Source organism: Asanoa siamensis (assembly GCF_016862555.1).
Taxonomy (GTDB): domain Bacteria; phylum Actinomycetota; class Actinomycetes; order Mycobacteriales; family Micromonosporaceae; genus Asanoa; species Asanoa siamensis.
The window spans coordinates 41,938-65,920 of sequence record NZ_BONE01000002.1 but is presented as its reverse complement, the minus strand read 5'-3'; the positions used below and the strand labels follow the sequence as shown (position 1 = coordinate 65,920).

General features: G+C 71.9%; 20 protein-coding genes and 2 pseudogenes. 12 read left to right on the top strand and 10 right to left on the bottom strand.

The features are described from left to right. Positions 1–39: 39 nt before the first annotated feature. Positions 40–1,176, top strand: a complete 1,137-nt coding sequence (locus Asi02nite_RS01755; protein ID WP_203710312.1) for a PP2C family protein-serine/threonine phosphatase — start codon at positions 40–42, stop codon at positions 1,174–1,176. Here Asi02nite_RS01755 and Asi02nite_RS01750 read toward each other — a convergent pair. From Asi02nite_RS01750 to Asi02nite_RS01740, 3 genes are all read right to left on the bottom strand, one after another. Then, entirely contained in the window at positions 1,170–2,675 is a 1,506-nt protein-coding gene (locus tag Asi02nite_RS01750; protein WP_239126406.1) for a sugar transferase, read from the bottom strand. The genes Asi02nite_RS01755 and Asi02nite_RS01750 overlap by 7 nt on opposite strands. 158 nt (positions 2,676–2,833) lie before the next feature. After that, entirely contained in the window at positions 2,834–4,582 is a 1,749-nt protein-coding gene (locus tag Asi02nite_RS01745; RefSeq protein ID WP_203710310.1) for a substrate-binding domain-containing protein, read from the bottom strand. Positions 4,583–4,753: 171 nt separating this feature from the next. Further along, complete coding sequence (locus tag Asi02nite_RS01740; RefSeq protein ID WP_203710483.1) at positions 4,754–5,812, bottom strand: lactonase family protein; 1,059 nt, start codon at positions 5,810–5,812, stop codon at positions 4,754–4,756. A 59-nt stretch (positions 5,813–5,871) separates the two neighbouring features. Here Asi02nite_RS01740 and Asi02nite_RS01735 point away from each other — a divergent pair, with 59 nt between their 5' ends. Genes Asi02nite_RS01735 through Asi02nite_RS01720 form a run of 4 tightly spaced genes read left to right on the top strand, consistent with a single transcriptional unit; the run spans position 5,872 to position 9,285 of the window. Continuing rightward, positions 5,872–6,522: a GntR family transcriptional regulator gene (locus Asi02nite_RS01735; protein WP_239126405.1), complete on the top strand. Its 651-nt coding sequence runs from the start codon at positions 5,872–5,874 to the stop codon at positions 6,520–6,522. Between the two features lie 3 nt (positions 6,523–6,525). Next, complete coding sequence (locus Asi02nite_RS01730) at positions 6,526–7,230, top strand: (Fe-S)-binding protein (protein WP_203710309.1); 705 nt, start codon at positions 6,526–6,528, stop codon at positions 7,228–7,230. Then, on the top strand, positions 7,227–8,669 hold the full coding sequence (locus Asi02nite_RS01725) for a LutB/LldF family L-lactate oxidation iron-sulfur protein (RefSeq protein ID WP_203710307.1): 1,443 nt from the start codon (positions 7,227–7,229) through the stop codon (positions 8,667–8,669). The genes Asi02nite_RS01730 and Asi02nite_RS01725 overlap by 4 nt, the downstream gene beginning before the upstream one ends. Continuing rightward, the gene (locus tag Asi02nite_RS01720; protein WP_239126404.1) at positions 8,653–9,285 is read left to right on the top strand and encodes a LutC/YkgG family protein; all 633 of its coding nucleotides are present in this window, start codon (positions 8,653–8,655) and stop codon (positions 9,283–9,285) included. The genes Asi02nite_RS01725 and Asi02nite_RS01720 overlap by 17 nt, the downstream gene beginning before the upstream one ends. On the opposite strand, the gene Asi02nite_RS01715 is transcribed toward Asi02nite_RS01720, so the two are convergent. Beyond that, a complete protein-coding gene (locus Asi02nite_RS01715; protein ID WP_203710305.1) occupies positions 9,227–10,177 on the bottom strand; it encodes a hypothetical protein in 951 nt (316 codons plus the stop codon). The two genes, Asi02nite_RS01720 and Asi02nite_RS01715, sit on opposite strands and share 59 nt — an antisense overlap. 183 nt (positions 10,178–10,360) lie before the next feature. On the opposite strand from Asi02nite_RS01715, the pseudogene Asi02nite_RS42975 reads away from it, so the two are divergent. Then, positions 10,361–10,930, top strand: a pseudogene (locus tag Asi02nite_RS42975) (cellulose binding domain-containing protein); the annotation flags it as partial. A gap of 418 nt (positions 10,931–11,348) precedes the next feature. Then, positions 11,349–12,634, top strand: a pseudogene (locus tag Asi02nite_RS42970) (glycoside hydrolase family 6 protein); the annotation flags it as partial. A 131-nt stretch (positions 12,635–12,765) separates the two neighbouring features. Here Asi02nite_RS42970 and Asi02nite_RS01705 read toward each other — a convergent pair. From Asi02nite_RS01705 to Asi02nite_RS01690, 4 genes are read right to left on the bottom strand one after another with little or no spacing between them, the layout of a single operon-like run. Continuing rightward, a complete protein-coding gene (locus tag Asi02nite_RS01705) occupies positions 12,766–13,971 on the bottom strand; it encodes an RNA polymerase sigma factor (protein ID WP_203710480.1) in 1,206 nt (401 codons plus the stop codon). Beyond that, positions 13,961–14,314 (bottom strand): YciI family protein, encoded by a 354-nt coding sequence (locus Asi02nite_RS01700; protein ID WP_203710302.1) that lies wholly within the window; start codon positions 14,312–14,314, stop codon positions 13,961–13,963. The genes Asi02nite_RS01705 and Asi02nite_RS01700 overlap by 11 nt, the downstream gene beginning before the upstream one ends. 11 nt (positions 14,315–14,325) lie before the next feature. Further along, positions 14,326–14,646 carry a hypothetical protein gene (locus Asi02nite_RS01695; RefSeq protein WP_203710300.1) on the bottom strand — a complete coding sequence of 107 codons (321 nt, stop codon included), beginning with the start codon at positions 14,644–14,646 and terminating at the stop codon, positions 14,326–14,328. Between the two features lie 5 nt (positions 14,647–14,651). Further along, positions 14,652–16,307 (bottom strand): sodium:solute symporter family protein, encoded by a 1,656-nt coding sequence (locus tag Asi02nite_RS01690; RefSeq protein WP_203710299.1) that lies wholly within the window; start codon positions 16,305–16,307, stop codon positions 14,652–14,654. A gap of 194 nt (positions 16,308–16,501) precedes the next feature. On the opposite strand from Asi02nite_RS01690, the gene Asi02nite_RS01685 reads away from it, so the two are divergent. Further along, positions 16,502–17,191, top strand: a complete 690-nt coding sequence (locus Asi02nite_RS01685; RefSeq protein ID WP_203710298.1) for a hypothetical protein — start codon at positions 16,502–16,504, stop codon at positions 17,189–17,191. Between the two features lie 66 nt (positions 17,192–17,257). Here Asi02nite_RS01685 and Asi02nite_RS01680 read toward each other — a convergent pair whose 3' ends face one another. After that, positions 17,258–18,397 carry a midas domain-containing protein gene (locus Asi02nite_RS01680; protein ID WP_203710297.1) on the bottom strand — a complete coding sequence of 380 codons (1,140 nt, stop codon included), beginning with the start codon at positions 18,395–18,397 and terminating at the stop codon, positions 17,258–17,260. A gap of 18 nt (positions 18,398–18,415) precedes the next feature. Further along, complete coding sequence (locus Asi02nite_RS01675) at positions 18,416–18,994, bottom strand: hypothetical protein (protein WP_203710296.1); 579 nt, start codon at positions 18,992–18,994, stop codon at positions 18,416–18,418. Between the two features lie 237 nt (positions 18,995–19,231). On the opposite strand from Asi02nite_RS01675, the gene Asi02nite_RS01670 reads away from it, so the two are divergent. The 4 genes from Asi02nite_RS01670 to Asi02nite_RS01655 are packed head-to-tail and all read left to right on the top strand — an operon-like array spanning position 19,232 to position 23,976. Further along, on the top strand, positions 19,232–22,582 hold the full coding sequence (locus Asi02nite_RS01670) for a nitrate- and nitrite sensing domain-containing protein (RefSeq protein ID WP_203710295.1): 3,351 nt from the start codon (positions 19,232–19,234) through the stop codon (positions 22,580–22,582). Next, on the top strand, positions 22,583–23,017 hold the full coding sequence (locus Asi02nite_RS01665; RefSeq protein WP_203710294.1) for a roadblock/LC7 domain-containing protein: 435 nt from the start codon (positions 22,583–22,585) through the stop codon (positions 23,015–23,017). It abuts the gene before it with no gap. Beyond that, entirely contained in the window at positions 23,007–23,393 is a 387-nt protein-coding gene (locus Asi02nite_RS01660; RefSeq protein WP_203710293.1) for a DUF742 domain-containing protein, read from the top strand. The genes Asi02nite_RS01665 and Asi02nite_RS01660 overlap by 11 nt, the downstream gene beginning before the upstream one ends. After that, on the top strand, positions 23,374–23,976 hold the full coding sequence (locus Asi02nite_RS01655) for a GTP-binding protein (RefSeq protein ID WP_203710291.1): 603 nt from the start codon (positions 23,374–23,376) through the stop codon (positions 23,974–23,976). Before Asi02nite_RS01660 ends, Asi02nite_RS01655 begins: the two co-directional genes overlap by 20 nt. Positions 23,977–23,983: the final 7 nt, after the last annotated feature.

Sequence of the window (23,983 nt, the reverse complement as noted above, 5' to 3'; positions counted from 1 at the left end):
CCGGCGGGTCACCCCGCCACCTCGCCGAGGGGACCAACGATGAACGAACGGTTAGTCGATGTCGAACGCGCGCTGTCCAGCGCCGAGGCGGATCAGCTCGTCGACCGCCTGCGGGACGAGCTGGCGAAGCGGTACGGCATCGCCGACGTGGAGTTGTTCCTGGTCGACTACCGGCTGGCCGCGTTGCTGCCGCTGGGTGAGGGCGAGGGGGTGACCCGGCCCGGCCACCCCGCCTGGCGCAGCTTCGACCACCAGTCGGAGGTCGAGGCGGACGGTGCCCTGTTCCTCCCGGTTACGATGCGCGGTGACCGCCTCGGGGTGTTGCGCCTGGCGCCGGTCCCGGACGACGACACGGACCGGGCCGAGCTGGCCCGGCTGTCGACCTACCTGGCCCACGAGGTCGAGGCGGTCCGCTACAGCACCGACCGCTACCTGATGGCCGCCCGGGCCCGCCGGCTGACCCTGGCCGCCGAGATGCAGTGGGAGCTGCTGCCCGGCCGCAGCCGGAGCCGGTCCTCGTTCGCGCTCGCCGGCCAGCTCGAACCCGCGTACGCGGTGCGCGGCGACAGCTTCGACTGGGCCGACGACGGGCACCGCCTCTGGCTGTCGGCGGTCAACGGCTCGGGCGAGGGCGTCACCGCGGCGACGCTGACCAGCCTCGCCACCTTCGCCCTGCGCAACGCCCGGCGCGGCGAGCTCGCGCTGGCCGACCAGGCGGCCCTCGCCGACCAGGCGGTCTACGCGCACTACCGGGGCGAGCAGTCCCTGGCCGCGCTGCTGCTCGAGCTCGACCTCGCCTCCGGCGTGGTCACGGCGGTCGACGCCGGCTCACCGCGGCTGCTGTTGCTACGCGGCGACGAGGTGAGCGACGTCGAGCTGGAGGCGCAACTGCCGCTGGGCATGTTCGACGGCACCATCTATCGGCCGCAGACCTTCGAGCTGGAGGTCGGCGACCGGCTGTTCGTGGTGAGCGACGGCGTCTACGAGGCCGCCAACCAGGGCGGCACGATGTATGGCGAGACCGCGCTGACCCGGTTCATCCGGCGCAGCGGCCGGCAGGCGCCGCTGGACGCCGTGCGCGCGCTGCTCGGCGAGCTGCGCGCGCACGTCGCGTCGGACCTGGCCGACGACGCGGTCGTCGTCTGCCTCGACTGGTCGGGCCCGAAAACTCAGTAAGCCCCGCGACTGGCGATCACGGCACCGACCGTCTTCCACATGATCGCCAGGTCGGCGGTCAGGCTCCAGTTCTCGACGTAGTAGAGGTCGAGCCGGATGCCGTCCTCCCAGCTCAGGTCGGAGCGGCCGCTGACCTGCCAGAGCCCGGTGATGCCCGGCTTGACGAGCAGCCGCCGGGCGACGTCACCGTCGTAGCGGGCCACCTCGCGGGGCAGCGGTGGGCGCGGGCCGACCAGGCTCATCTGGCCGAGCAGCACGTTGACCAGCTGGGGCAGCTCGTCGAGCGAGAAGCGCCGCAGGAACCGGCCGACCCGGGTGACCCGCGGGTCGTCGCGCATCTTGAACATCAGCCCGTCGGTCTCGTTGCGGGCCTTGAGCCGCTCGAGCACCTCTTCGGCGTCGACCACCATGGTGCGGAACTTGAAGACGCCGAACTCCTTGCCGGACAGGCCCACTCGGGTCTGCCGGAAGAACACCGGGCCGCGGCCGTCGAGCTTGATGGCGAGCGCGATCGCCAGCAGCACCGGCAGCGCCAGCGTCAGCGCGACCAGCGCGGCCGCCCGGTCGAAGAAGCCCTTGACCAGCTTGCGGCCACCGCGGAACTCGGGGGCCTCGACGTGGATCAACGGCAGCCCGGCCACCGGTCGCGTGTGGATGCGCGGGCCGGCGACGTCGGTCAGCGCCGGTGCGAGCACCATGTCGACGCCGGTGCCCTCGAGCTGCCAGCCCAGCCGGCGCAGCCGGATCGCGGTCAGCTCGCCGGACGTGGTGACCGCGACCGTGTCGACCCCGGTGGACTCGACCGCCTCGAGGACCGTGCGGAACGAGCCGACCACCGGCACGTCGCCGAGCCGCTGCGGCACCGGCGCGATCAGGCCGTCCGGGATGCACGCGCCGACCACGTGGTAGCCGGCGTAGGGCTCCCGGCGCAGCGTGGCCACGAGCTCGTTGATGTGCACGGCGTCGCCGACCACGAGCACCTGGCGCGACCAGGCACCGTCGCGGCGCCGGGCGTGGTGCAGCCACTTGCGGGCTGCGTAGCGGCCGACGACCAGGCCGACCAGGCCGAGGGCGAAGCTGAGCACGAGGAACCAGCGGGCCACGCCCAGGTCGACGACGTAGCCGACGATCGCGATGGCGCCGGCGAGCCGGACGGTGGCCGCCGCGACCCGGCGGAACTCGTCGACGCCGTAGCCCAGCAGGCGGGCGTCGTAGCTGCGCATCAGCTTGAGCGAGATCAGCCAGACCACGCCCAGGCCGACCATGATGACGGCGTACGGCCGCGAGTCACGCGGCGCTCCACCACCGAACTGGCCGGACAGTTCGCCGAACCGCACGAAGTAGCCGCCGAGCACCGCGAACGTGATCATCGCGATGTCGATCAGAATGACGGCGCGCACGTATGCGCGTTGACGGGCCCGCACCAACGCCGCGTTGACGGCGCCGCGCTCGGAATCCGGGCGCGTAGAAGCGGGGTTAACCAGCGTCGCCGACGTCACCAAGCCCTCCCCAGCTCGTGGGTGTCGACGCACCGGAGAGCGGTGCCTGGACATCTTCGCCCATCACCCGTCCCCCGATGGGGCTGGGACGGAAAACCGTCACTTGCTTGACGGCAACCCGTTAGCCAGGCGAACGGGTTGCCACCAAACGGTGCGTGTCAGCGGCTGGTCGGGCGCAGCGAGATGGCCTGTAGGAAGATGTCACCGATCTTCGCCGGGTCCTCCGCGACGAACAGGCCGCCGCCGGTGACCTTGGTGATCTCGTCCAGCGGACCGCGGTTCACCTTGTCGCCGAGGCCGATGATGATCAGCTGCACCGGCTTCTTGTCGTCCTTGAGCTTCTTGAGCTCGCGGAGCAGGCCGGCGTGGTCGATGCCGCCCTCGGGGTCGTCGTTGCCGATGGCGTCGGTGAGCATGACGATCGAGTTGACCCGACCGTTCTGCCAGCCGTTCTGCACGTTCTTGTAGGCGGCGAGGATCGTGTCGTACAGACCCGTGTTGCCGCCCTTCTTGGCCTGGAGCGTCGTCAACTGGCCGAGCAGGGCCGAGCGTCCGCTGGACACCGGCTGGATCGGCACGAGCTCCTTGTAGTCCCGGCCCCCGCCGAGGTTGCTGGAGAAGGACCACAGCCCGACCGCCCAGTCGTCGCTGAACAGCCCGAGACCGCGGGTGGCGGCCGCCTTGGTGAGGTCCATGCGGGTCTTGCCGCCGGCGCTGGCGACCTTGCCGCCCATGGTGCCGGAGATGTCGATGACGGCGAGCAGCCGGCCGGGCAGCGTGACCGCGGTCCAGGTCGCCAGCGTGCGCTCGACGACGGCCGGGTCGGACGTGCCGGCCGCGGTGCCGCCGGAGTCGCCCGACGGCTTGACCTGCGGGGTGCCGGCGGGGCTCGGCGCGCCGGCCGGTGCCTCGAAGCCGTCGCCCCAGGTGCCGTCGGCGGAGCGCAGGTGCTGCTTGCCGAGGCGGTTCTTGAAGTCGGGGGCGGTCAGCACGCGGAACAGGCCCTCGGCCGCCTTGGCCTTCATCGGGTCGGTGCCGGGCATCACCGCGTACGGGTAGTCCAGCGACGTCGGCGCCGGCTCCAGGTAGAGAGCGGCCAGCGAGATCGGCGGCTTGGACGCGTTGTATTCGACGACGTCTTCCTCGGACAGCGGCGCGGCGGAGAGCGCCTGCGCGACGCTGGCCGGGTCGGTCGAGCGCGGGAACCGGGCCAGCAGGTCGGTGCGGAGCGCCGACTTGCCGGACGCGAGCGCGCGCAGCACCGAGGTCTGCACGTTCTGGGCCTGCGCGCCCAGGGTGCCCGCCTGCGCGCCGAGCGCGAGCAGGCCGGAGAGGCCGGCCGCGTCGCGGGTCGGCTCGACGATGCCTGGCTTGAGCGCGGTGCTCTTGGTGAGCCCGTCCAGCAGGTCGTTCCAGCCGAGCTTCTTCTGCGGCCAGCCGATCTGCTGCGCGACCGGCTCGGGCATCGCGATGACGACAGGGCTGCGGGCGATCGACTCACCGTTGGTCGGCGAGAAGCCGGAGGCCGCGCTCTGCAGCCGCAGCAGCCAGGTCGACGAGTCCGGCACCCAGACGTCGGGCATCGTGGCGGTGCCGTTGGCGAGGCCCACGCCGGCCAGGGCGACGCCGTGCTTGCCGGCGACCACCGCGGCCACGTCGACGGGCTCCTGCGCCGTCACCTCGACGGCGACGCAGACGCCGTCGGCCTGCGCACCACCGTCGACCCAGGCCTTGGCGGCCTCCTCGATGGCGGGGGCCACCTCACCCGCGGCGGCGACGGTCAGCTTCGCCTCACCGGAGCATCCCGGTTGGGATACTTGTCGGTAACCGAAGTAGACGCCAGTGGAAACGACGACGAGCGCCATCGCGGCGGCGATGACGCCAGCCCCGCGAAGCTTGAATCGCATGCGATGCCGGCCAGACACCCGACCATCTTGCGGAGCCGAGCGCCGTATTGCCAGGGACGTTCGGATTAAAGTTACGGAGGAGAGACGAACGGATCGGTTTTCATCACTTCCTGTAACCGTGTTACTCCGACGAGTTGACGAAATCCCTTAGCTACCAACCTTTTCCGCGGATCACGAAATGACGGTCTTGCGGGGCGCAAGCACACAAGTCGGACTCCCGACCGCGACCGGCGCATCGACCATCGTGGGCACTCCGGTCCGCCCGTCGACCGCGAACACCGCGACCGAGTCGCCCGTCTGGTTGGCGACGTAGAGGTGGTCGCCGGCGAGCGCCAGGTGCCGCGGCCACCGGCCGCCGCAGTCGACCTCCGCCACGAGCCGCGGCGCGGCACCGTCCAACGCGAACACCGACACCGTGTCGACGCCGCGGGTCGCGAGGTAGAGATAGCGGCCGTCGGCCCGGCAGGCGACCTCGGAGGGATACCTCTCCGCGCCGGGGCGGGTGCTCGCCTCGATCCGGTGCCGCTCGCGCCAGTCCGTACCGTCGATCTCGAAGCTCGTCAGCATGGCGTCCAGCTCGCCGACCAGGTAGGCGCGCCGGCCGTCCGGATGCCGCGCCACGTGCCGCGGTCCGGTGCCCGGCGCCAGCCGCACCGGGTCGCCGGCCGCCACGAGCCGGTCACCGTCCACCCGGTAGGGATAGAGGCCGTCGGTGCCGAGGTCGATCGCGATCAGCGGCCCGTCCGCGGGGTCGATCGAGATCATGTGCAGGTGCGGCCCGGCCTGCCGGTCGCGGTCCGGACCGTGCCCGTCGTGGACGACCAGGTCGGTCCGCTCGCCCACCGCGCCGGTCGCCGGGTCCAAGGGGTGTACGGAGATCGAGCCGCTCGCGTAGTTGGCGGCGAGCAGGTGGCGCCCGTCGCTGGTGACCGCGACGTGGCAGGGCTCGGTGCCGCCGGTGCCGGCCCGACCGACGGCCGTCAGCGGGCCCGGGCCGTCCACCGCCCAGCCGCTGACCTCGCCCTCGGCGAGTTCGTTGGCCGCGTAGAGCACGGGCAGGGTCGGGTGCCAGACCAGGAAGGACGGCGACGGCGTACGCGCGACCACGGCACCGGGCGTGAGCCGGCCCGTCTCCCGGTCGCGGGTGGCGGCGACGATCCCCTCCCCCGTACCGCCGGATTCCTTCGTGTAGCAGCCGAGGTAGACGATCTCGTCGGTCACGCTGTCGATCCAATCATCGCCACGCACCGGGCTGCGGCCTGGCGAGGGATCCTATAGGATCTTTGATCGTGCAGCCGGCTCGACGGATCACCCTCACCGACGACGTGTACGCCGCGGTGCGCGCGCTGATCATGGACCACGACGTGCAGCCGGGCGCCCGGATCAACATCGACGCCCTGGCCCGCCGGCTCGCCGTCTCGCCCACCCCGGTGCGCGAGGCACTGGCCCGGCTCGAGTCCGACGGCCTGGTCAGCAAGAAGCCGCTGGTCGGTTACACGGCCACGCCGCTGCTGACCCGGGCCGAGTTCGAGGAACTGGTGGAGATGCGGCTGATCCTCGAGCCCGCGGCCGCCGCCCGGGTCGCCGCGGCCGGTCTCGACGGCGCGGAGCTGGCCGGGTTGCGCGCCGAGGCCGACCTGCCCGGGCCGGAGGGCGCCGCCGCGGTCGCCGCGTTCACCGCCCAGGACGCCCGGTTCCACCACACGCTGGCTGGCCTGTCCGGCAACCGGATGCTGCACGACGCCGTCGTCCGGCTCCGCGCCCACCTGCACCTGTTCCGGCTGCACTTCCCCGCCGCGCACTACGGCGTCAGCGCGCGCGAGCACCACCGCATCGTCGACGCGGTCGCGGCCGGCGACCCGGCCGCGGCGTCCGCCGCGATGCGCGACCACCTCACGGCGGCCCGCGACCGCCATCTGCCCTTCTTCGAGAGCCGGTAACAGATGCGGATCGCCCTCTTTGTCACCTGCGTGAACGACCTGATGTTCCCCGACACCGGCAAGGCCGTCGTGACCGTGCTGGAGCGCCTCGGCCACCGGGTCGAGTTCCCGCTCGCGCAGACGTGCTGCGGGCAGATGCACGCCAACAGCGGTTACCGCGCCGAGGCCCTGCCGCTGGTGGCGAACTTCGTGACGACCTTCTCCGGGTACGACGCGATCGTGGCGCCGTCGGCGTCGTGCGTCGCGATGGTCCGGGAGAGCTATCCGCGGCTGGCGCCCTCGCCGGAGCTGACCTCCGTGGTCGGCCGCACGTACGAGCTGTCCGAGTTCCTCGTCGACGAGTTGGGGGTGACCGACGTGGGCGCGCGCTTCCCGCACCGGGTGACCTACCACCCGACCTGCCACGGGCTGCGGATGCTGCGGCTCGGTGACCGGCCGCGGCGGCTGCTGGAGGCGGTCGAGGGGCTGACGCTCTCGCCGCTTTCGGGTGCCGAGGAGTGTTGCGGGTTCGGTGGGACGTTCGCGCTGAAGAATCCGGGGGTGTCCGGGGCGATGCTGGCCGACAAGTGCGCCGCGGTGGTGTCGACGTCCGCCGAATATCTCGCGGCCGCCGACAACTCGTGCCTGACCCACATCGGCGGCGGGTTGTCACGGTCGTCGGCGCCGGTCACGCCGATCCACTACGCGCAGATCCTGGCGTCGCGATGACGGGCACCGGGAACATCGTCACGCGGCTGCCGTTCCCGACGGCGGCCCGCCGGGAGCTGGGCGACGAGCAGTTGCGGCGCAACCTGCGCAAGGCGACCCACACGATCCGCGACAAGCGCCTGCGGGTGGTCGGCGAGGTGTCCGACTGGGAGCAGCTGCGGGTGGCCGGTGCCGCGATCAAGGACGACGTGCAGGCGCGGCTGCCTTCCCTGCTGGAGCAGTTCGAGGCCGCGGCGACCGCGGCCGGCGCGACCGTGCACTGGGCCCGGGACGCCGAAGAGGCGTGCGCCGTGGTGGCCGACCTGGTGCGGGCCACCGGCACCGCCGAGGTCGTCAAGGTCAAGTCGATGGCCACCCAGGAGATCGGCCTCAACGAGGCGCTCGAAGCCGTCGGCATCAACGCGGTCGAGACCGACCTGGCCGAGCTGATCGTGCAGCTCGCCGACGACACCCCGTCGCACATCCTGGTGCCGGCGATCCACTACAACCGCACCCAGATCCGCGACATCTTCGCGAGCAGAATGGCCGACGTCGACGCGACCACGCTGACCGACGACCCGCCCGCGCTGGCCGAGGCGGCCCGGCGGCACCTGCGGTCCCGGTTCCTGTCGACCAAGGTGGGCATCTCCGGTGCCAACTTCGCGATCGCGGCGACCGGCACGCTGGCGGTGGTCGAGTCCGAGGGCAACGGCCGGATGTGCCTCACCCTGCCGGAGACGCTGATCTCCGTGGTCGGCATCGAGAAGCTGCTGCCCACCTTCGCCGACCTCGAGGTGTTCCTGCAGTTGCTGCCGCGCTCGTCGACGGGCGAGCGGATGAACCCGTACACGTCGCTGTGGACGGGCGTGACACCCGGCGACGGGCCGCAGACGGTGCACATCGTGCTGGTCGACAACGGCCGCACCGACACGCTGGCCGACCCGGTCGGGCGCCAGGCGCTGCGCTGCATCCGCTGCTCGGCGTGCCTCAACGTGTGCCCCGTCTACGAGCGGGTGGGCGGGCACGCGTACGGGTCGGTGTATCCGGGGCCGATCGGGGCGATCCTGTCGCCGCAGATGAGCGGCGAGGGGGCCAACCGCACGCTGCCGTACGCGTCGACGCTCTGCGGCGCCTGCTTCGACGCCTGCCCGGTCCGGATCGACATCCCGCAGGTGCTGGTCCATCTGCGACAGTCCGGGGTGGACGCCGCCCGCAGCCGGCCCTCGGCTGAGCGCACGGCGATGCGCACGATGTCCTACGTGATGCGCGACCGCCGCCGGTACGCCGCCGCCCTGCGCGCGGCCCGCCGCGGCGCCGCACCGCTACGCCTGGCGGCGGGCGGCCGCGGCACCCTGCGCCGGCTCCCCTGGCCACTGTCGGCGTGGACCTCGACGCGCGACGCCCCGCTGCCGCCCAAGCAGACCTTCCGCGAATGGTGGGCCCGTGAGCACTCGTCCTGACGCCCGCACGGAGATCCTCCGCCGCGTCCGCGCCGCGATGCCGACGGCGCCGGTGCCGGTGCCGCGCGACTACGCGTCGGACGACGGCCCGCCGGGTGCCGAGGTGGTCGACCTGCTGGTGGACCGGCTGGAGGACTACAAGGCCACGGTCCGCCGGTGCACGGCCGCCGACCTGCCGGCCACAGTCGGTGCGCTGCTGGCCGACGTGCCGTCGCTCGTGCTGCCGCCGGGCGTACCGTCGTCGTGGTCGTCCTCGTTCGCCGGTTCGCGCGCGATCGACGGCGATCCGGCGCCGCTGACGGTCACCGCCCTCGACGCACCGGGCGTGGCGGTGGTGACCGGCTGCGCGGTGGCGGTGGCCCAGACCGGCACGATCATCCTGGACGCGGGCCCGGACCAGGGCCGCCGCTTGCTGACCCTGGTGCCCGACCACCACGTCTGCGTGGTCCGGGTCGACCAGGTCGTCGAGCGCCTGCCCGCGGCCCTGCGCCGCCTGGCGGACCCGACCCGCCCGCTCACGATGATCTCAGGCCCGTCGGCCACGAGCGACATCGAGCTCAACCGCGTCGAGGGCGTGCACGGCCCCCGCCGCTTGGAGGTAGTGGTAGTCGACTGAGCCGCCAGTCGCCATCCGCGATGTCGTAGGTCGCGGTGCGATCGACCTCCTCCGGCAGCGCATCGCCCAGTCGCCAGCGCCCCGCGGTGGCGGACAGCTCGATGGCCAGGGTGCCCGGAGTGCTGTCGGCGACCACGCCGACCCAGTGCGGGCTCTGCGCGAGCAGCCTCTCCACGACTTCCTCGCGCGGTTCGACGATTTCGACCGGTACGCCGTCGACCAGGGCCGAGCCGGCATGGAGGGCCAACAGCCGAGCAAGCAATTGAATGGCCCAGGACCGATCGACCGTCTCCATCCAGACATAGCAGTCGTCATGCCCCGAGTACCAGAGCGTCGCGCCTGGCACGTTCGCGACGATCGAGTCGCCGCCGGCGGTCGTCCCAACGGTGAGCGCGAGGGCGTCGAGGTCGCCCGCGCTCGGTGCGTGCGACAGGCCGGCGAACGCCAGTTCGTACGGCGACCAGCCGTCAAGGAACGCCGGCAGGTCGGTGGCTCGCAGGACCAGCCCCTGGGAGCCGACATTGACCCCGTCGGACAGTGCCCCGAAGTCGTGCACCTCGGCCCGCACACCCTGTGCCGCGGCGATCCGCGCGGACGGCCACGGGGCGAAGTCCTCGTCGACATAGCTGTTGGTCGCCAGGTTCACCACCGCGACCGAGAGGCCCGCGGCCGCCGCGAGGAGGTCGGCGAGCTCGCTGGCCTGAGCCGCGGTCGCGGAGACCAACCAGCAGCCGGCTACCTCGTCGAGGGAGAAGGCCAGGGGAAAAGGCGCACTGTCGACGCCCACGCCGTTCACCGAGAACGCGCCGTCGCCTGTCACGTTGACCATGACGAGAATTCTGCATCCTCGATTGCCGTGTCCATCGAGCGCTTGTGATGGAAGCGCTCCCATGACAGAATCCTCATCGAGCCACATCTACGCGGTTCGCACTGATAATCGCCGAGGGCACCGGGGTTCGTCTACTCCGGACGGCGGGTGCGACGCCGTGCGCTGGCGCCTGACCGGGCCGGGCCAAGCAACCCACACCCCCACCCCCGGGTACGGACCCGGTCAGGCCAAGGAGAAGACACGGCAATGACTCTGTCGACTAGACGGCGGCTGATCGCCGTCGCCGGGGCCGGCCTGCTCGCCGCCGCGGGCATCGTCGCGCCCACGTCGCCCGCCCAGGCGGCCGTCGCCTGCGACGTCACCTATACGACCAACGACTGGCCCGGCGGCTTCACCGCCAGCGTCACCCTGCGCAACACCGGCGACGCGCTGACCAGCTGGTCGCTCGGCTTCACCTTCCCCAACGCCAACCAGCGCGTGACGCAGGGCTGGTCGGCGACCTGGACCCAGAGCGGCCAGAACGTCACGGCGCAGAGCCTGAGCTACAACGGCACCCTGGCGAGCGGCGCGTCCACGTCGCTCGGGTTCAACGGGTCGTGGAGCGGGAGCAACCCCAAGCCGACCTCGTTCACCGTCAACGGCACCACCTGTGGCGGCACGACGCCCGGGAACACCGCGCCGACCGTGGCGCTGACCAGCCCGACCAGCGGCGCGACCTTCGCCGCCGGCGCCGCCGTGCCGCTGGCCGCGACCGCCAGCGACGTCGAGGGGCCGATCAGCCGGGTCGAGTTCCTGATCGACGGCACGGTGGTCAACAGCGACACGACCGCGCCTTACTCCTTCAGCGCCACCGGCGTCGCCTCCGGCAGCCACACCGCGGCCGCCCGGGCGTTCGACAGCGCGGGGCTTTCCACGACCACCTCGGCCGTGCCGTTCACCGTCGGCGGCGGGTCGTCGACACCCGTGCTGCAGGCCAGCACCGGCGCGGTCAGCGTGCCCGAAGGTGGCTCCGCCACGGTTACCTACCGGCTCAGCGCCGCGCCGACCAGCTCGGTCGCCGTGTCGCTGGCCAAGACCGGTGACACCAACATCACGATCGCCCCGACGAGCCTCTCGCTGACCAGCGCCAACTGGAGCACCGGCGTGCCGGTCACCGTCAGCGCGTCGGAGGACAGCGACACGACCAACGGCACCGCGACGATCGCGGCGACCAGCTCCGCGGGCAACGTCAGCGTCACCGCCACCGAGTCCGACAACGACGTGCCCGGCGGCGGCCCGCGCGCCGACAACCCGTACGCCGGTGCCCGTGGTTATGTGAACCCCGAGTGGTCGGCCAAGGCGGCCGCGGAGCCGGGCGGCTCCCGGGTGTCCAACCAGCCCACCGCCGTCTGGCTCGACCGGATCGCCGCCATCGAGGGCACCCCGGACAGCCAGTCCAACGGCCCGATGGGCGTCCGTGACCACCTCGACGCCGCGCTCGCGCAGGGTGCCGGCTACATCCAGTTCGTCATCTACAACCTGCCCGGTCGTGACTGCGCGGCGCTGGCCTCCAACGGCGAGCTCCCCGTCGACGGGCTGCCGCGCTACCAGAGCGAGTACATCGACCCGATCGCGGCGATCCTGGGCGACACCAAGTACCGCAGCCTGCGGATCATCACGATCATCGAGATCGACTCGCTGCCGAACCTGGTCACCAACCTCAACATCGCCAAGTGCCAGACGATGGAGAGCAACGGCGGCTACGTCAACGGCGTCGGGTACGCGCTGAACAAGCTCGGCGCGATCCCCAACGTCTACAACTACATCGACGCCGCCCACCACGGCTGGATCGGCTGGGACAGCAACTTCCGCCCGACGGCCCAGAAGCTCAAGCAGGCCGCGACCGCCGCCGGCTCGACCGTCGACAAGGTGCACGGCTTCATCGTCAACACCGCCAACTACTCGGCGCTGCGCGAGCAGCACTTCACCATCAGCACGACCGTCAACGGCCAGCAGATCCGGCAGTCCCGCTGGGTCGACTGGAACCAGTACGTCGACGAGCTGACGTTCGCCCAGGCGTTCCGGCAGGAGCTGGTGACGCAGGGCTTCGCGTCGAACATCGGCATGCTGATCGACACGTCCCGCAACGGCTGGGGCGGCTCGGCGCGACCGACCGCACCGAGCACGTCGACCGACCTCAACCAGTTCGTCGACCAGTCCCGCATCGACCGGCGGATCCACGCCGGCAACTGGTGCAACCAGAGCGGGGCGGGCCTCGGTGAGCGGCCGACCGCGAACCCGGCGACCGGCATCGACGCGTACGTGTGGGTCAAGCCGCCGGGTGAGTCGGACGGCTCCAGCCGGGAGATCCCGAACAACGACGGCAAGGGCTTCGACCGGATGTGCGACCCGACCTACACCGGCAACCAGCTCAACGGCAACAACCTGACCGGCGCGCTGCCGGACGCCCCGATCTCGGGCGCCTGGTTCGGTGCACAGTTCCGCCAGCTCATGGCGAATGCCTACCCACCGCTCTCGTAACCGCGAGCGCGACGCCTACCCACCGCTCTCGTAACCCCGAGCGCGACGCCTACCCGCCGCTCTCGTAACAAGACCGCGGGTCCCCGTCCTGGTATCGGCAGCCGGGGCGGGGACCCGTTTCCATTGGCGCGTCAGCGCAGGTCGGCGGCTCTGGTCCGGAGGTAGGCACGCTCTGCGGCGTTCCCGGCCAGCTCCGCCGCGCGGTCGTACTCGTCGGCTGCCTCGGCCGTTCGACCCAGGCGGCGCAGGAGATCGGCGCGGGCCGCGGGTAGCACGTGATAGCCGGCCAGCCGCGAGTCGGCCGCCAGCAGGTCCACCTCCGCCAGGCCGGCCGACGGACCGGCCACCTCGGCGAACGCCATCGTCCGGGCCAATGCCGCGACCGGTGACGGGTGCACGGCCAGCAGGTCGTCGTAGAGGCGCACGATCGCGGACCAGTCGGTGTCCGCGGCCCGTGGGGCCAGCGCGTGGACCGCGGCGATCGCCGCCTGGATGGCGTACGGGCCGCGCGGCGCCGGCCGCACCAGCGACAGCCCCTCGCCGCTCAGTGCCGCGTCCCAGCGCGACCGGTCCTGGTCGGCCAGCAGCACCGGTGCGCCGGTCGCGTCCACCCGCGCCGGCTGGCGGGCCTGGGTCAACAGCAGCAACGCCAGCAGGCCGCGGGCCTCCGCCTCGTCCGGCAGCAGGTCCGCGAGCAACCGGGCCAGGTCGATCGCCCGCGCGGTGACGTCCGCGGCCGTGAGCTCGGTGCCGCGCGGTGGCGTGTGGCCCTGCACGAAGAACAGGTAGATCGTGGTGAGGACGGCCGGCAGGCGCTCGCCGAGGTCGGCCGGGCCGGGCACCCGGTAGGGGATGCCGGCCGCCTGGATCTTGCGTTTCGCCCGGGTCACCCGGGCCGCCATCGTCGCCGGCGGCACCAGGAAGATCCGGCCGATGTCGGCCGTCGGCAGTCCACACACGACGTTCAGCGTCAGCGCCACCCGGGCGGGCAGATCGAGCGCCGGGTGGCAGCAGGTGAACAGCAGCCGCAACCGGTCGTCCGGGAACACCCCCGTGGCTCCCGGCTCGTCGACCACCAGCAGCGGCAGGCGGCTCTCGATCGCGTCCGCGTGCCGGCGCGCCGACACCGCCTTCCGCCGCGCCGTCGCCGTAAGCCAGCCGCCCGGGTTGTCGGGCACGCCGCGTTCGCGCCACGCCGTGACGGCGGACGCGAAGGCTTCCTGCACCGCGTCCTGCGCGGCGTCCAGGTCGCGGGTCAGGCGCACCACCGTGGCGAGCACCTGGGCCCACTCACGGCGGTACGCCGTCGCCAGCGCGCGGTCGACCTCAGGTGAGATCGGAGACGTCCCAGATCGGGCGGATCTCCGTCGCCGTGCCGGTCGGGCAGCGCTTCGCCGCCTCGATCGCCTCGTCGAGGTCCTTCGCGTCGATGATGTAGTAGCCGCCGAGACTCTCCTTCAACTCGGCGTACGGCCCGTCGGTGACCACCATCTCGTCGCCGACCTTGCGCAGCGTGGTGGCCATGCTGGGCCCGCGCAGCGCCTCGCCGCCCACCTCCGCGATGCCGCGTTCCTTGAGCCAGGCCGAGAACGTGTCGTGCTCGGCCAGGCTCGCCTGCAGTTCCTCGGGGCGGGACTCCCAGTCGGTCTCGGGTTCGAAGAGCATGAGCATGTATTTCATGGCTTCCTCCTTCACCGGACCGACGCGTCGCCCTCCCCATTTTCGACAGCGTCGCCGGCCGAGTCATCGGAAGCCGGCGCTTCCGCCGGAGAAATCCACTGCCACACGAGGAACAGCACCCCCACGGCCAGCATCGCCAACCCGGCCCAGAGGTTGATCCGTACGCCCTGGGCCTTGTCGAGCGCGCCGGCACCGTCGAACGCGCCGACCAGGCTCACGATCACGCCGTACACCACGAACAACCCGCCGATCACCCGGCGGACGTCGAACATCCGCGCGGCGGCCGACCTGCGCTCTTCCTCGCTGTCGCTGAGCAGTTCTTCGTCACTCATCGCCCTCACCAGACCGGGATGTAGAACAACAGGGACAGGGCCAGCGCGATGCCGCCCAGCAGCAGCGGCGAGCGGTACCAGGCCGCGTCGCCGGCGATCACGTCACCCTTGAGGTCGACGCCACCGAGTCCGCGGACCAGGCCACGAAGCTCGCTGTCGGGCTTGGGCTGGCCGAACCGGCTCAGCACGAACGCGACCACCAGCACCGTGACGAAGGCGAGGCCGGCGCCCCAGAAGCTCTCCTCCAGGTCGGTGTCGAACGGCAGCGCGCCACCCAGGTAGAGGAGGTAGGTCGCCAGCGCGACCACCGTGCCCGACAGCAGCGACCAGAAGCCGGCCGCCGCGGTCATCCGCTTCCAGAACATGCCGACGATGAAGGTGGCGAACAGCGGGGCGTTGAACACGGAGAACAGCGCCTGGATGTAGTTCATGATGTTGCTGAACCCGGCGGCGATGAAGGCCGTGCCGATGCCGACCACGATGCCGCCGATGGTCGCGATGCGGCCGATCCGGATGTAGTAGTCGTCCGAGCGCTCCTTCCGCACGTACGTCTGCCAGATGTCGTACGTGAAGACGGTGTTGAACCCGCTGACGTTGGCCGCCATGCCGGCCATGAACGACGCCATCAGGCCCGTGACCGCGATGCCGAGGACGCCGTTGGGCAGCAGGTCGCGCATCAGCAGCGGGATCGCGTTGTTGTAGACCAGATCGCCCTCGTCGGCGCCGAGACCCTGCACCGTGACGACGGCGATCATGCCGGGAATCACGGTCAGGAGCGGGATGAGCAGCTTCGGGTACGCGGCGATCAGTGGCGTACGCCGGGCGGCGCTCATGTTCCGCGCTGACAACGCCCGCTGCACCTCGGCGAAGTTCGTGGTCCAGTAGCCGAACGAGAGCACGAAGCCGAGCCCGAAGACGATGCCGAGCCAGTGCGCGCCGAGGGGGTTGTCGGACGAGCCTGTGTTGGCCCACGCGTGCAGGCCGGCCTCGCCGAGGTCGCTGTCCCGTACCTTGTCGAACAGGCCGTTGATCCCGCCGACCTTGACCAGGCCGATCACGGTGATCGGGATGAGCCCGGCCAGGATGACGAAGAACTGCAGCACCTCGTTGTAGATCGCCGAGGTCAGGCCGCCGATGCTGATGTAGGTCAGCACGATCGCGGCGCCCACGATGATGGAGATCCAGAGCGGCCAGCCGAGCAGGGCGTCGAGCACGAGAGCCAGCGCGTACAGGTTGACGCCCGCGATCAGCATCTGCGCCACCGCGAACGTGATCGCGTTGAGCAGGTGGGCCTTGGTGTTGAACCGCCGGCGCAGGTACTCGGGCACCGAACGGACCTTGGAGCCGTAGTAGAACGGCATCATCACGATGCCGAGGAAGACCATCGCGGGTACGGCGCCGATCCAGTAGTAGTGCGTGGTCATGATGCCGTACTGGGCGCCGTTGGCGGCCATGCCGATGATTTCCAGGGCGCCGAGGTTCGCGGAGACGAACGCCAGCCCCGTCACCCAGGCCGGCAACGAGCGCCCGGAGAGGAAGAAGTCGACGCTGGTCTTGATCGCCCGCCGGGCCGCGAAGCCGACGCCGAGCACGGTGACGAAGTAGAGCGCCAGCAGCGTGTAGTCCAACCAGTTGAGGTCCAGCCGCAGCCCACCGTCCACAGCGCCCCCTTCCGTCCGCCGGTCCGAACGGCTCGGATCGATCCGGCGGCGGAACTACCCAGGTCGCCATTTCCGAAACTCACTCAGTTTCGACGCTGGATGAACTGTCATATTCCGCCCTGCGTAGTTGTCCGTAGACAGCCGTACGGGAGAGGCTGTCTCCTGTATGGAATGTCGCTTGCGGGGAGTGCAGCATGAAGCGCCTGGGCACCGTCGTCACGCTGGTCGTGGGCCTCGCGGCCGGTGCCGGCCTGTTCGCCGCCAACAACGCGCTGACCGTGGTGGAGCCGGTGGCGGCCGCCGCCGAGGTCGCGGCTCCCGCGCCCCCGCCTGCCTCGCCGACCGCCTCGCCGACCGCGGCGGCGCCGACCACGCAGCCGCCGGCGGACCGCGCGGTGACGCCGCCGCCCGCCCGCGCGCAGGCGCAGGAGAAGGTCACCGTGACCTGGGGTGGTTCGACCCGCGGCGGCGCGGCCAGCATCGCGATCGCGGTCAAGGAAGGCGTGGCCGTCGCGTACGTCTGTGACGGCAACCGGATCGAGGCGTGGTTCCAGGGCACCGCGGTCGACGAGAAGCTGGCACTGACCGGCAAGAACGGGAAGATCACCGGGACGTTCGACGAGAAGCGGGCCGAGGGCACCGTCACGGTGGGGCGGCAGAGCTTCACGTTCGACATCGGCGCCGTGCGCAAGCCGTCGGGGCTCTACCGGGCGACCGCCCAGGTGCGCAACGCCCAGGTCCGCGGCGGTTGGATCGTGGTCGAGGGGCGACAGGTCGGCATCCTGCAGATCGACGGGGTGGCGCAGCCGGCGCCGGCGCTCGACCTGACCACCGGGTCGGTCGAGGTCAACGGCGAGCGGCTGGTCCCGGAGGCGCTAAGCTGAGAAACGGTCCGTTGCCACCGCGGTGACAACGGACCGTTCCCGTTCGTGGGCCTCCTGCCCGTGGGGTCAGCTCTGCAGCATGCGGTCCAGGAAGTCGCGGTAGCGGCGGACGACCACCCGCAGGTGCTCGGTGTCGGCGCCGTCCGTGGCTCCCCAGTTGCCGAGGTCGGAGCGCATGGCGTTCAGCGCGTCGACCAGGGCGTCGGCGACCTCCTCGGCGAGGCCCTGCGCCTCGGCCGTGGCGCCGCGCGGGTCGTCCACGAAGCGGAGTTGCACCTCGCGCCAGCGGTCCCGGAAGCCCTGCGCGGCCTCGACCGCGACGAGCGCCGTGACCGGTGCGGCCTCGACCTCGCCGGGCATGAGCTCGGTCTGGGTCTGCTCTGTCTGCTCCTGTGCTTCCGGCTCGTCGTGGGCGGGCCGCTCGTCGTCGTCGTCCGCCGGCTCGTCGGCGACGCGGTCCGTGACGTCGGTGAAGCGGTCGCGGTCGTCGTCGGCCAGGCGGTCGTCCTCGAGCCGGCGGTCGACGGCGTCGACGTCGGTGCGGGTGTCGGTCCGGGAGGCGGCCATCGCGGCGGCTCCGGCGACGCCGCCGGCCGCGGCGGCACCGAACGCGGCCGGCGCCAGGGCGGAGTCCGGGAACGTCGGGGCGTGGTCGTGGGCGCGGTCGTCGTGGGCGCGGTCGAGGTCTTCGTCGTCGACGCCGGTGCGCTCGGCGTCGGTGTCGACGGGCGAGGCGACCACCGGGTCGTCGTACCCGGTGCGGTCGTCCTCGGCCTCCTGGTAGACGTCTGTCTCGTCGCGTACCTCGGTGTCCGTCACACGGTCGTCGACACCGTCGCGATCCGCGTCGACGGGCTCGTCGGCGTTCTCGTGGAAGCCCTCCCCCGGCGCGTTGCCCTCGTGGTGGCCCTCGTCGTGGGGGCCGGCGACCAGCACCGCGTTGTCGTGCTGGCCTGACTCCGGCTCGGCACTGTCGTGGAAGCCGCGCTCGGGCTCGGCACTGTCGGGTTCGGCGCTGTCGTGGTAGCCGCGTTCCGGGTCCGCGTTGTCGTGGTAGCCGGCGTCGGCCTCGGTGCGGTCGTCGACGCCGTCGCGGTCCGCGTCGTGGTCGAGGTTCTCGTCGTCCGGGGCGGTCCGCTGCACCGGCACCGGGTCGGAGAGCACCGCCTCGGGGTGGTCGTCGCTGCGCTGGTCCTGGTAGGTCATGTCGGTTCTCCTCGAAAGCTAGCGGGCGTCGGTGACCGGGCCGTCGGTGTGCTGCTGGGTGCGCACGGGCTCGTCGCCGAGCAGGTCCGCGACCAGCGCGCGGTAGTGCACGACCGCCTGGCGCAGTTGCTCGGTGCTGGCCTCGCCGCGTTCGTTGGCGAGGTGGATGTCGTGTGCGTCGCGGTAGTTGCCCAGCGTGCGGGCGTGCTCGACGGACAGGTGGGCGAGTTGGTCGTCGTAGTCCTCGGTCGGGTAGCCGCGCTCCGCGACCAGCCGGGTGACGAGCGCGTCGGCGGCACCGACGGCGCGGGCGGGGTCGTCGACGAACATGACCTGCAGCTCTTCCCAGGCCTGGGCGTAGCGCTCCCGCGACTCGGGGGTGAGGGGTGTGAGAGTCAGCTCAGCGTGGCGGCGCTCACGATCGCGCAGCTCCCGCTCGGCTGCCGCCCGGCTCTCCTGTGTTTCGACGGCCCGGTCGTACTCCGGACCGAACCGGTCGCGCAGGGCGCGGCGACGCATCGCCGTCCAGGCAAAGACTCCGACCGCGACGAGCACCACGATGACGATGACGAGAACGACGATCTGGGTGGGCGACATGGCGTTCCTCCTTCGCCCTGCTTATTTCCCAGATGGCAACGACCGCGAACCCTGGTTGTGGGCAGAACTTTTCGCGCCGGCCGACCAGCGGCCGGGACATTGACGTCCGGCTGTAGTGCGGCCGCCGCCTGTTGCGTATCCTGCCCAAGGCGCACGCGTCACCGGCGGTGTCGGCTTTTCTGGCGGGAGTCGACAGGGCGTGTGTCGTCGATCCTGCCAACCCTCGGGCGAGGACTGATGAATTCGCGCAGCTGGTCGATCCGTTCGAAGATCATTTCTCTGGTCGGTGTGCCGATCGCCGCTCTCACGGCACTGTGGATCTTCGCGACCACGTTGACGCTCGGGCCGGCGTTGAGCCTGCTCTCGGCGCAGGGTCTGCTCGACGACATCGGCCGGCCCGGCGAGAACGTCGTGGCGGCGCTGCAGCAGGAACGGCGACTGTCCCTTGTCTACCTGGCCGAGCGTACGAGCCCCGAGCGGCTCAACGCCGAGCGCGCCGAGACCGACGCCGCGATCGCCGAGTTCCGCCGCCGGTCCGCCGACGCCGACACCAGCGACGAGTTGAAGAGCCGGCTCGCCCAGCTCGACCAGGCGTTCGCGGTGCTGCCCTCGGGCCGCGACTTCATCGACCGCCGCGACATGGACAAGGCGGGCGCGCTCGGCCTCTACAACGGCGTGATCGACTCGGCGTTCCGCGCGTTCTCGGTGCTGGTCGCCCTCCCCGACGAGGAGCTCGGCCGGGAGGCCCGGGCGATCACCTCGCTGGGCCGGGCGCGCGAGGTGCTGGCGCGGGCCGACGCGCTGCTCTCCGGCGTGTACGCGGGCGGCCGGTTCGGCCCCGACGAGCACCCGCAGTTCGTGCAGATCGTCGGCACACAGCGCTACCTCTACGACTCGGCACTGGCGGAACTGCCCGACGACGACCGCAACGCGTACACCCAGTTGACCGAAGGCGCCGCGTTCAAGCAGCTCAACGGCATGCTGGACACGCTGGTGACCAAGGGCCGCAGCAACGCGGCGCCGCCGGTGACGGAGACGGCGTGGGCGTCCGCGTACGACCGGGTGCAGCACGACCTGCGCGACTTCGAGCTGGCGGCGTCCGACCGGCTGGCCGACCGGACCATCCCGGTGGCGACCGGCATCCTGATCCGGCTGGCGCTGGCCGGCTTCCTCGGCCTGGTCGCGGTGACGATCGCGCTCTACATCTCCGTACGCGTGGGTCGTGAGCTGATCCGCCGGCTGATCGGGCTGCGCGCCGCCGCGCTGGAACTGGCCGACGAGCGGCTGCCCGCGCTGATCGGCCGGTTGCGCCGCGGCCAGGAGATCGACGTCGAGGCCGAGTCGCCACCGCTCGAGTTCGGCTCCGACGAGCTGGGCCAGGTCGGTCACGCCTTCGCCGCGGTCCAACGCACGGCGGTCCGCTCGGCGGTCGACGAGGCGGTGCTGCGCCGCGGCCTGTCGGAGGTCTTCCTCAACATCGCCCGGCGCAGCCAGACGCTGCTGCACCGCCAGCTCGCGCTGCTCGACAAGATGGAGCGGCGCACCACCGACCCGGACGAGCTGGGCGACCTGTTCCGCGTCGACCACCTGGCCACCCGCATGCGCCGGCACGCCGAGGACCTGGTCGTGCTCGCGGGCGCCGCACCGGGTCGTGGCTGGCGGGTGCCGGTCCCGATGATCGACGTGATCCGTGGCGCGGTCTCCGAGGTCGAGGACTACCCGCGGGTCAACATCATGGCGATCGAGCCCGCGGCGGTGGCCGGCCGCGCCGTCGCCGACGTCATCCACCTGCTCGCGGAGCTGATCGAGAACGCCACGTCGTTCTCGCCGCCGCACACGAAGGTGCGGGTCTCCGGACAGACGGTGCCCAACGGGTACGCGGTGGAGATCGAGGACCGCGGCCTCGGCATGGAGCCCGAGGCGATCGCGGAGGCCAACCAGCGGCTCTCCGAGCCACCGGAGTTCGACCCGACGAACTCCGCGCGCCTGGGCCTGTTCGTGGTGGCCCAACTCGGCGCCCGGCACGGCGTACGCGTGCAGCTCCGCCCGTCGCCGTACGGCGGCGTGACCGCGGTCGCCCTGCTGCCGACCGCCCTGATCGGGGCGGGTGCGGGCGCGCTGGCCCTGCCGGGCCGCACGCCTTCGACCGACGGCGGCCCGGCCGCTCTGCCCTCGGGCACCGAGGACGCGGTGCTGGTGGCCGCGGAACACACCGGTGACACGCCAGTGTGGTCGGTGCCCGACACCCCCGCCGCCGCTCCGGAGCCGGCCTCTGACGGCACGGCCAACGGGGCGTGGGCGTCGTCCCCGGGCGCGAACTGGCCGACGGCGCTGTCCGGCGGCCTGACCGCGCCGCGGACGTCGTCGAACGGCTCGACCCCGCCGCGGGCGTCGTCGCTGCCGCCCACCTTGCCGCCCGTGCCAGCGTCGCCGGCCGACGTAGCCGCGCAGCCGACGCCGGTGCTCGGCCTGCCGGTCCAGCGGCGCCGGCAGCGGCCGCCCGAGGAGGCGACCACCGAACTGGTCGTCGGCGAGGACGGCCTGCCGCGCCGCAACCGGCAGCGCCACCTGGCACCGCAGTTGCGGCGGCCGACCGACGAGCCGTCGGGGGGCTTCCCGACGGGTCTGGGTGGTGCGGCGGCACCGTCGTCGGCACCGCCGGCGCCGATCGACCCGGAGCAGGTGCGGGCCCGGATGTCGGCCTTGCAGGCAGGAACCAACCGCGGTCGCCAGGAGAGCACGGCCAGGCCGTCCGCGGAGAGTGCCGGCGGGCCGTCCGCCGGGTCCGGCGGGGAGTCGCCGAGCAGGCCGATGTGGACGCCGCCGCCGCCGGCCACCGACGCGCCGCCCGGTGACGCGACGCGGGCGCTGCGCATCCGCCGCTACACGTCGCCGACCACTCCGGGCCCGAACGGCGAAGGCACGAACGATACGGGCGCGTCCCGCGCTACCGACGGCGCCGACGGCCCGACCGCCGGACCCACCGGGTTCGGCACGACCGGCAAGGACGACCTCGCCCGCGCCAGCTTCGGCACCGCCGATGGCCCGACCGCCGGACGCTCCGGGTTTGGCGTAATCCGCTCGGCCGACAACGACGACTCCGGCCGCGCCAGCGGCGGCATCGCTGGTGGCGCGACCCGCGCAGCGGACAGCGGCGACCACGGCCACGCCGGCGGTTCCGCGGGCAACGGCGACCATGGTCGGGCCGGCGACGGGAACGGTGCCGGGATCGCCGGCCTTTCCGCCGTCGGTGGCGGCAAGGGGCGGGGGTCGGCTAATGACGCCACCGGCGGGAACGGTGCCGGTGCGGGGAAGAGCACGGGGGACGGCACGGTCGCCGGGGGCGGTGGCGGTGCCGAGGAATCCGGCGGTGACGGCGAGAAGGACACGGTGTCCATCGAGCCGCGGGTGCCGGTGTCAGGGACCGGAGCGTCGGGTCAACTTCCCGACCGGATGGAGGGGATCGGGTCCGCGACGCCACCCGTACCCTCGCAGGAGCGACCGACGCCCGACAAGGGCGACCGGTCCGCGGACCCAGCCCCCGACGGTGCGTCGCAGGTCGAAGATCCATCCGGAAAGGACGCGTAAGTGACGCAGACGACCAGGCCGCAGTCCAACCTCGACTGGCTGCTCGAAGACCTAGTCGCCCGCGTGCCCGGGGCGCAACAGGCGATCGTGCTCTCCGCCGACGGGCTGCTGATGGGTTCGACCCACGGGCTGGAACGCGACGACGCCGAGCACCTGGCCGCGATGGCGGCGGGCTTCCAGAGCCTCGCGAAGGGCGCGGCCCGCCACTTCGACGCCGGTGCCGTGCGGCAGACGGTGGTCGAGATGGAGCAGGCATACCTGTTCGTGACCGCGGCGGGCCAGGGCGCGTGCCTCGCGCTGCTCGCGACGTCGGAGACCGACATCGGGCTGGCCGCGTACGAGATGGCCATGCTCGTCACCCGCGTCGGCCAGAACCTCACCTCGCCGGCCCGGATCCCGCCGACCGCACCGCCGGGGAGCGCCGATGGTGGCTGACCCGCGCCGCTCCGGCCAGCCCGACTGGCTGGACATGGACGCCGGCCCGGTCGTCCGCCCGTACACCGTGACGGGCGGCCGGGTGAAGCCGGCCAGCGGCTTCGACCTCGTGGCATTCGTCGTGGCGGCCCCGCTCGACCGGGTCGACCTCGCGCCGCTGCAACCCGAACACCGCGCGATCATCGAGGTCGCGCAGCGTCCGGTGGCGGTCGCCGAGTTGTCGGCCCGGGTCGATCTGGCGCTCGGCGTCGTACGCGTACTCCTTGGTGATCTGCTCTCCGCCGGGCTCGTGGCTTCTTACGAGCCGCAGCCCGCGGCCTCCCTGCCCGATAACGACATCCTCCAGGCGGTGGTCAATGGACTCCGTGCACTCTGACCGACCCGGGGAGGGGCAACACATCCCGATCGCCCTGAAGATCCTGATCGCGGGCGGTTTCGGCGTGGGTAAGACCACCTTGGTCGGCGCGGTCAGCGAGATCCGTCCGCTGCAGACCGAGGAGGTGCTCAGCTCGGCGAGCGAGGCCACCGACGACGTATCCGGTGTCGAGGGCAAGACCACGACCACGGTCGCGATGGACTTCGGCCGGATCACGATCAACGAGGACCTGCAGGTCTACCTCTTCGGTACGCCCGGCCAGGACCGTTTCTGGTTCCTCTGGGACGAGTTGGCCTTCGGCGCCCTGGGCGCGGTCGTGCTGGCCGACACCCGGCGGCTGGCCGACTGTTTTCCGTCGGTCGACTACTTCGAGACGCGGAACACGCCGTTCGTGGTGGGCGTGAACTGCTTCGACGGGATCCAGAAGCACAGCCCGGACTCGGTCCGCAACGCCCTCGACCTCGATCCGGACGTGCCCGTGTTGCTGTGCGACGCGCGGGACCGGCAGTCGGGCAAGGACCTGCTGATCGCGTTGGTCGAGCACGTCGCGTCCCGCCGCGGCGACCGGGTGGCCGCGCACTGATTTCTTG

What these genes read in the sequence shown, in the direction of transcription:
- Asi02nite_RS01755 (WP_203710312.1), top strand. Translation starts at nt 40, where the DNA reads ATGAACGAACGGTTAGTCGATGTCGAACGCGCGCTGTCCAGCGCCGAG.
- Asi02nite_RS01745 (WP_203710310.1), bottom strand. Translation starts at nt 4,582, where the DNA reads ATGCGATTCAAGCTTCGCGGGGCTGGCGTCATCGCCGCCGCGATGGCG.
- Asi02nite_RS01730 (WP_203710309.1), top strand. Translation starts at nt 6,526, where the DNA reads ATGCGGATCGCCCTCTTTGTCACCTGCGTGAACGACCTGATGTTCCCC.
- Asi02nite_RS01725 (WP_203710307.1), top strand. Translation starts at nt 7,227, where the DNA reads ATGACGGGCACCGGGAACATCGTCACGCGGCTGCCGTTCCCGACGGCG.
- Asi02nite_RS01715 (WP_203710305.1), bottom strand. Translation starts at nt 10,177, where the DNA reads ATGGGAGCGCTTCCATCACAAGCGCTCGATGGACACGGCAATCGAGGA.
- Asi02nite_RS01700 (WP_203710302.1), bottom strand. Translation starts at nt 14,314, where the DNA reads ATGAAATACATGCTCATGCTCTTCGAACCCGAGACCGACTGGGAGTCC.
- Asi02nite_RS01695 (WP_203710300.1), bottom strand. Translation starts at nt 14,646, where the DNA reads ATGAGTGACGAAGAACTGCTCAGCGACAGCGAGGAAGAGCGCAGGTCG.
- Asi02nite_RS01685 (WP_203710298.1), top strand. Translation starts at nt 16,502, where the DNA reads ATGAAGCGCCTGGGCACCGTCGTCACGCTGGTCGTGGGCCTCGCGGCC.
- Asi02nite_RS01680 (WP_203710297.1), bottom strand. Translation starts at nt 18,397, where the DNA reads ATGACCTACCAGGACCAGCGCAGCGACGACCACCCCGAGGCGGTGCTC.
- Asi02nite_RS01675 (WP_203710296.1), bottom strand. Translation starts at nt 18,994, where the DNA reads ATGTCGCCCACCCAGATCGTCGTTCTCGTCATCGTCATCGTGGTGCTC.
- Asi02nite_RS01670 (WP_203710295.1), top strand. Translation starts at nt 19,232, where the DNA reads ATGAATTCGCGCAGCTGGTCGATCCGTTCGAAGATCATTTCTCTGGTC.
- Asi02nite_RS01660 (WP_203710293.1), top strand. Translation starts at nt 23,007, where the DNA reads ATGGTGGCTGACCCGCGCCGCTCCGGCCAGCCCGACTGGCTGGACATG.
- Asi02nite_RS01655 (WP_203710291.1), top strand. Translation starts at nt 23,374, where the DNA reads ATGGACTCCGTGCACTCTGACCGACCCGGGGAGGGGCAACACATCCCG.